The following is a 6,998-nucleotide window of genomic DNA, read 5'->3' on the forward strand; positions in this document are numbered from 1 at the left end:
GCCGCCCGGGGCGAGACGCGCGGCCTGGAGATCGGCGAGGTACGCGCCGCCGCCACCAACGCCAGCGGCGCGGTCGAGCCGCCCGCGCAGACCGAGACGGTGTGGGAGGGCCTGGTCCGCTCGGACGGCCGGCCCAACGCCGCCCGCCGTCTGCCGGTACGCCGGGAACAGCCCGCGCCGCTGCCCGGGGTGACCTACCTGACCCCGTTCGCCTGGGGTGGGTGCGGGCTCATCCTGCCCCGCTATCCGGGCACCCGGGTGGCGCTGGCCTACCGCAACGGCGCCCCCGATGACCCGGTGGAGGTGGGCGCGCTCTGGCCCACCGGGCACGCCCCGGTGTCGCAGCCGGGGGACTGGTGGCTGTCGCTGCCGGTCGGGGTGGCTACGAACAGCCGCTCGTCGATCGGCGACTCGGTGGTGCCCGCCGACCACGACGGCAAGGTCACGCACGACCTCACCGACGGCGACGGCAACCGCGTCATCGAGCTGGGCGAGCTGACCGTGCGGGTGGGCCGGGACCAGCTGCAGGGACGGGGGCAGCGCCCGCAACGCGCCGACGAGGCCGACAGCATCACCATCGAGCACGCCGCCGGCGGGTCGTCGATCGTCATGAAGCAGGACGGCTCGATCACCATCACCGCCACCCGGATCGACCTGGACGCCGGCAACGGCGCGGTGAACATCAGCGGCGGCACGGTGAGCATCGCCGCCGACGACGTCGACGTCCAGGTCGACAACGCGATGAACGTCCACTGAGGAGAACGACATGGCATTCGTGCTCACCACGTCGAGCAACGTGCACTGCCCCAGCCAGGGCACGGTCACCCCGGCCGGGCAGGCCAAGCTGACGGTGGCCGGCGCCCCGGTCGTCCGCCCGGACGGCATCACCGGCAAGTCGGTGAGCGGGTGCGCGATCACCGACAGCAGCTCCACCGTGCAGTGCAAGAACGTCGTGTCGGCGTCCGGGGCCGCGCAGAAGCTGCACGTCGGGGGCGCCGGGGTGGCGCTGGACACCCTCAGCGGCGCCACCAACGGCAGCACCTCCGGCCTCGCGGCCACCGCCGGGCAGAGCAAACTGAAGGCGGTCTGAGATGGACCGCACCGAGCGCGAACGGCAGGCCGCCCAGCGCCGCTACCTCGGCTGGGGCCTCGCCTTCGAACCCACCATGCCCGGGGTGGACCTGGCCCGGGACATCGTCTTCGACGACGGCCCGAACGGCCGGGCGCTGGCCCTCGTCGAGGGCACCGGCAACGTGGCGCAGAGCCTCGCGGTGGCGCTGACCACGCTGCGCGGCTCGAACGTCTTCGACGCCACCTTCGGCTTCGACGGGCTCAACGCCCTCGCCGAGCAGATCGAGCCGAATCTCATCCGCGAGCAGGTCCGCATCGGCATCATCACGCTGCTCGACCGCGATCCCCGGGTCCGCAAGATCGTCGACGTGAACCTCGACGACGGCCGACTCGGCGCGGGAAGTGCCGACGACGCGGCGGCGACCGCCCTGCGCTCGTCGCGCACCCTGCAGGTGCAGGTCCAGTTCGAAACCATCACCGACGACCGGCTCTCGGTGCGCCTCGGGGAGCTGCCCAGTGTCTGACCCGACCCTCCCGGCCGAGCTGGCCGATGTCCTCGCCGTCGACGCCGCCGCGCTGCGGGCCACCGGCTCGACCGGCTTCGGCATCGTCGAGACCGGCTTCGTGCCCAAGTCCTTCGCCCGCCTGCTCGCCGAGAAACTGGCCACCGCCCGGCTGCTCTTCGGCGAGGACGTCGACCTGACCAGCGGCGCGGTGCTGCGCAAGGTCCTCGAACTGGCCGCCCTGGAGGACGCCCGACTGTGGGCGGCGCTCGGCGCGGTCTACGACAACTCCTTCGTCGTGTCGGCGACCGCCGACGCGCTGACCCGCCTCGGCGAGGAACTCGGCATCGCCCGGCCGTACCTGCCCGCGCGGGGCACGGTGAAACTGAAGCTGAAGGCGGCGCTGCCCGCCGGCCACACCCCGCTCACGCTGCCCCGGGGCGCCCGGCTGTCCACCCCCGGCGGGCACCACGTGGCCCTGGACGAGACAGTGGTGCTCTCCGCCGCCGTCGGCGAGCGCGAACCGGCCGTCGCCGCCTTCTATCCCGGCCCGGCGCACAACCTCGACCCGACGCAGGTTAACCAGAAGATCGACCGCTGGAACCGGGCCGACACCCTGCTGGCCGACCTCGACGACGCCGAGCAGGCGGCCGGTAAGGAGCTGGTCGAGATCACCCACACCGTCGCGCTGACCGGGGGTGAACAGCAGGTCTCCGACGCCCGCTACCGGCAACTGCTGCTGGCCGCGCCCCGCTCGATCTGGACGGCCGAGGCGATCGGCCTGGCCGTGGCCACCGTGCCCGGCGTACGTCAGGTGCAGGTCTTCGACGGCCGGGGCGGGTTGGACCTCAACCAGTCGATCTTCGGCAACTTCAACTTCATCGAGCGGGTCTTCAGCACCGAACGCGACCTGGGTAACCCGTACTACGTCACGGTGCTCGTCGCGCCGACCGCCGCCGCCATCTGGGACGGGCCGGACGGGCTGCACGCCGCCGTCGAGTCCGTCATCGAGGACCTGCGCCCGGTGGGCATCTTCGCCTCGGTGGACCGGGCCGACGAGGTCGGCATCGGCGTCGAGGCGGACCTGGTGATCCGTGGCCTGCCGCTGCCCACCGGTTCGAAGGAGACGGTGAACGCGTCCACCGCCGCCACCGAGCTGCGCGCCCGGCTGCACGCGCGGCTGCGCCGCTACGTCGACGAGCTGCCCTTCGGTGAGCCGGTCCGGGCCGCCGAGGTGATCTGGACGCTGATGAACGAGCCGGGCGTCGCCGACGTACGCGGGCTGCGCCTCGTGCGGTTCCCGGCCGACTCGGCGGTGGTGGTGACCGGCAGCGCGCCCACCGGCGACGGGGTGCAGCGGCTGCCGGTCGGCGACAACGCGGTGCTCGCCGCCAACCAGGTGCCCGTCTACGTCGACCGGGACGATCCCCGGCCGTTCCGGATCGTCTGAGCGGGGGCGCGATGACCGACATCCGGGTGCCGGTGGACGGCGCCGATCCGTCCGTCGAACGCAACCTCGTCGACCAGTTGGAGGGCCCCTACCCGGGGACCGTCCGCCGGGTCGTCGTGCCGCTCGCCACCACCGGCGCCGCCGCGGTGGACTGGACCAGTCGGCACCCCCTGCTCACCGTCGTGCTGCGTCGCGACCTGGTCGAGGAGACCGTCCGGGTGAGCGTCACCGTCAACCCCGGCGGCGGCGGGGACGAGCGGGTGCTGCCGCCGGTGGTCTTCGCGCCCTGGTCCGCCGCGGGAGCGTCGGTGCCGGCATACGCGCCGGACACCGCCGACGAGCCGCTGGTAGCGCCGTTTTCCGTCGCTGTGACGGCCGAGCGGGCCGTCGACGGGGCGGCCGCCACGGCGGTCACCGGTGCGGCGCTCACCGCCCTGGTCGAGCTGGCCGTCGTGGAGGGCAACCTGGGCCGGCTGCTCTACCTGGTGTCGTACGAGAAGCACCGGCTGCGCCGCACGGCGCGGGAGGTGCACGCCTACCGGACCCTCGCGCACGCCCGACGTGACGCGCTGGACCGGATCGGCGCGGACGTCGGGGTGGCCCGGTTCGTCGACGAGCTGGTGCACGAGCCGGCCAGCGGCGACGTGTACGCCCGCCGGCTGGCGCCGCCGGCCCGCGAGGCGGACGCCGCGTACGCCCACCGGTTGGGGCTCTACCGGCGGTTCCTGCTGCCCACTCCGGGCGCGATACGCCGGCTGCTCAACGGCCCCGGCGCGGACACCGACCCGAACGCGGGGCTCTTCGCCGACCTGCCCGGCGGCGCCCGGTTCACGCTGCGCGAGGAGGACGACCGGTTCGCGGTGGCGATCCGGCTGGTCGCCGCCGGTGATCCGCAGCACCGCACCAACTTCCTCGCCCAATTGCGCCGCGACCGCCTGGTGCTGCCCGCCAACACCCCGCCGAACAACACCACGCACGCCGCTCGGGCGCTGCCGTCCGGCCGGCTGACCGAGGTCACGGCGCTGCGCGCCAGCCTGCGGCAGTCGTACGCCTTCGACAGCGCGCACGCCATCGCGCCGCCGCTGGCCACCGCGCTGGACCGCGCCGGGCGCGTCTGCCGGGCGCTCGGCTCGACCCTGGTGTGGCAGGTGACCCGGGCCCAGGACGACGCCGGTGGCAGTCGCTACGAGCTGGGCCTCGGCGTGGACGTGAGCTGGCCGACCCCCGCGCAGGCCACCGACCTGCGCAACCGGGTGCTGGACACCGGTCGCGCGGTCACCGGCGACCGGACCGCCGAGGCCCTGATCGCCGCCGCCCGCGCCGCCGGTGTGCCCACGGTGGCCGCCGACGGCGAGGTGGCGTGGCTGTGGCGGGTGTGCGGGGTGCAGACGACGCACCGGATCAGCACCACCAGGATGTACCTGTCGCACCTGCCCACCCGTGGGCTGGCGGTGACCGCGCCGACGGCCGCCACGGTCGGCGCCGACGTGGCCGTCGAGGCGCAGTTCCACGCGCCGGGCGACCCGGGTGGCAACGCGCTGCTGCTGGCCGGCCTGGCCGCCGCGGCGACGGCGTGGACGGGCGCGGGGGAGCCGGCGTGGACGCCGATGACCGACGCGGCGGCCCGGACCCGGTGGGCGGGCGTACCGACCCGGCCGGCCGGGCAGCCGGTCGATGCGGTCCTGGCCGCCGCCGGCCTGCCCGCGGTACGCGACCCGGCGCCCGTGGTGGCCGCGCTGAACCGGCTCCCCGACGAGCTGGTGGAGACCATCGAGCTGCCGGCGGCGCTGGCGTCCGCGCTGATCGCCGGGCAGCCGGCCGCCGCCGACCGGCTGGCCCGGCTGGTCGGCCTGCTCCGCGACCAGCATCTCGCCGCCGCGCTGCCGCTGGTCGACACCGGCAACCGGGTGCTGCTGGTGTGCAGCGTGATCGGGCTGCCCCAGGCCGGGCTCAACCTGGCCGAGCGGCGGGCCACCGGCTTCCGCTGGTACACCGTGGGGCTCGGCGGCGGCACCGCGGACATCAAGGCGGTCGGCGCGCGGACCACGCTGCGCCCCACCCACGCCGGTCTGGTCGCCGTGGTGGCGCTGTCCTACGTGCGGACCGGGCTGACCGACCCGTACGAGTTCCGGGTGGAGCTGCCCGACGGGGTGGCGTTGACCCTGGCCCAGTACGAGCGGCTGATGAACACCCTGACGCGGGTCTGCCCGCTCGGCGTGGAGATCAACACCTTCGGCATCCGGCGTGACCACGTCGACCTCGACGCCGACGGCGACGCCGAGCCGCTGCGCCCGGCGGTGGCCCGGACCTTCCGCACCTTCCAGCAGCGCCGGCACCGCGGCGTGTACGACCAGCTCTGAGAGGGACATCATCATGGCGAGCGAGATCAACTACGACGGGGTGACCGTCACCGAGCTCTACCGGATGTTCACCGAACACGGCATCCCGCAGTCGGACGCCAGCGTGCTGGTCTCCTCCTGGATCTACGAGAACGTGGGCACCGCGAAGCGGGTGTTCAGCTACGCCGAGCCGTTCCCGGCGGTGGAGCCGGGCTGCGCGCCTCCACCGTTCGCCCGCACCTTCGCCCACACCGACTGGGTCGACGGCGAGGACGTCGTGCAGGCCGGGCAGACGCCCGGCGAGCAGGGCTTCAACGAGCGGTTCCACCGCATCGAGCACGACCTGGACCACCTCGGCACCGACCTGGCCAAGGCGTTCTCCTGCATGGCCGCGATGCGGGTGAGCCTGCGCCGGCTGCTCGACGAGATCCGCGCCGAGATCAACCGGCTGCACTCCACGGTGCACGAGACGAAGGTCAGCCCCGGCCCGTACCAGCTCGAGCAGATCCCCAACTACATCGGCACGCTCGACTTCGGCCGGTACATGGGCACCACGATGTTCATGGACAAGAAGGTCAGCATCTGGCAGACCAAGGCCGGCACGATCGTGCTGCCCGCCGTCGAGACCCTCGGCGTGGACGTGGTCGCCGGCCCGAAGGTCCGGGGCGCCGCCTACCTCGACCGGTACGCCGTCGAGAACGCCGACGTGCGGCAGCGCTTCCCGCGCGAGGTGAAGGTGGTGGAGTTCATCCGTACCTTCGGTGAGGACCAGGTGGCCGACGGCCGGACGATCCGCGACGTGCTCAAGGTGCTGCCGGCGGACAGCAGCTACCCGAGCGTGGACGCGATGGTCGTCGAGGTCAGCGAACGGGAGGCGGCAATCGTCCGGACCACGGCGGGCGCCCAGTCGGCGGTCTCCGCCGCGCTCGGTATCGACGCGGAACTGGAGAACGTCGCCGACGCCGACATCGCCATGCTCGCCGGGGTGCCCACCAAGGCCCGCGCGGCGCTGACCCGCGCCGGGATCAGCACGCTCGGCAAGCTGGCCGAGGCGCCGGCCGAGCGGGTGCTCGGCATCATGAAGGAGGCCGGGGTACGCGCCGACGTCGGCGACGCCGCCGAGTGGACCGGCTACGCCCGGACGCTGAGCAAGCTGCGCTGAACGGCCGGTCATCGCTCCGGCGAACGGCTGATCCCCGCCGTTCGCCGGGTCGGTGTGACGACACTGCGCTGGCGTGCGGACCGTCCACACCCGAGCGTGGAACTCCCACACCGGTGATCGGGTGCGAAGGGCGCAGGGATGGCAGTTCACGAGGTGACGCAGGACGTCCGCTCCGGGGCGCAGGAGGCCGGCGTGGCGCGACCAACCCGGTACACGCTGCGTCTGCTCGGCGGCTTCGGGCTGGAACGCGACGGCCGGTCCGTCGTGGTGCCGCAGGGCGCGCGCCGGCTGCTCGCCTACCTCGGCGTACGCCAGCGGTGCGCCCGCTGGGAGGCTGCCGGCACCCTCTGGCCCGGCTCGCACGAGGAGCGGGCCCGCGCCAACCTGCGCACCATGCTCTGGCGGCTGCACCGGGTCACCCCCGAGCCCCTCGTCGAGGAGGACGACCGGCTGGCCCTCGCGCACCAGGTGCT

Annotated in this window: 6 protein-coding genes and 1 pseudogene; all 7 read left to right on the forward strand. The window is 73.8% G+C overall.

Annotated features, from left to right (window positions below):
- Positions 1–756: hypothetical protein (locus AB0J68_RS23125; RefSeq protein ID WP_363940446.1), on the forward strand; the 756-nt coding region annotated here is incomplete at its 5' end.
- 10 nt (positions 757–766) lie between these two features.
- The gene (locus tag AB0J68_RS23130) at positions 767–1,090 is read left to right on the forward strand and encodes a hypothetical protein (RefSeq protein WP_354862316.1); all 324 of its coding nucleotides are present in this window, start codon (positions 767–769) and stop codon (positions 1,088–1,090) included.
- Between the two features lies 1 nt (position 1,091).
- Positions 1,092–1,595, forward strand: coding sequence for a hypothetical protein (locus AB0J68_RS23135; protein ID WP_355065212.1), 504 nt, complete (start codon positions 1,092–1,094; stop codon positions 1,593–1,595).
- On the forward strand, positions 1,588–3,024 hold the full coding sequence (locus AB0J68_RS23140) for a baseplate J/gp47 family protein (protein WP_363940447.1): 1,437 nt from the start codon (positions 1,588–1,590) through the stop codon (positions 3,022–3,024). Before AB0J68_RS23135 ends, AB0J68_RS23140 begins: the two co-directional genes overlap by 8 nt.
- Positions 3,025–3,035: 11 nt before the next feature.
- Entirely contained in the window at positions 3,036–5,384 is a 2,349-nt protein-coding gene (locus tag AB0J68_RS23145; RefSeq protein WP_355065214.1) for a hypothetical protein, read from the forward strand.
- Positions 5,385–5,397: 13 nt separating this feature from the next.
- Positions 5,398–6,525: a hypothetical protein gene (locus tag AB0J68_RS23150; protein ID WP_355065216.1), complete on the forward strand. Its 1,128-nt coding sequence runs from the start codon at positions 5,398–5,400 to the stop codon at positions 6,523–6,525.
- A gap of 138 nt (positions 6,526–6,663) precedes the next feature.
- Positions 6,664–6,998, forward strand: a pseudogene (locus AB0J68_RS23155) (transcriptional regulator); the annotation flags it as partial.

Origin of the sequence: Micromonospora sp. NPDC049580 (genome assembly GCF_040675595.1) — a bacterium.
GTDB lineage: Bacteria > Actinomycetota > Actinomycetes > Mycobacteriales > Micromonosporaceae > Micromonospora.

What these genes read in the sequence shown, in the direction of transcription:
- AB0J68_RS23135 (WP_355065212.1), top strand. Translation starts at nt 1,092, where the DNA reads ATGGACCGCACCGAGCGCGAACGGCAGGCCGCCCAGCGCCGCTACCTC.
- AB0J68_RS23130 (WP_354862316.1), top strand. Translation starts at nt 767, where the DNA reads ATGGCATTCGTGCTCACCACGTCGAGCAACGTGCACTGCCCCAGCCAG.
- AB0J68_RS23145 (WP_355065214.1), top strand. Translation starts at nt 3,036, where the DNA reads ATGACCGACATCCGGGTGCCGGTGGACGGCGCCGATCCGTCCGTCGAA.
- AB0J68_RS23150 (WP_355065216.1), top strand. Translation starts at nt 5,398, where the DNA reads ATGGCGAGCGAGATCAACTACGACGGGGTGACCGTCACCGAGCTCTAC.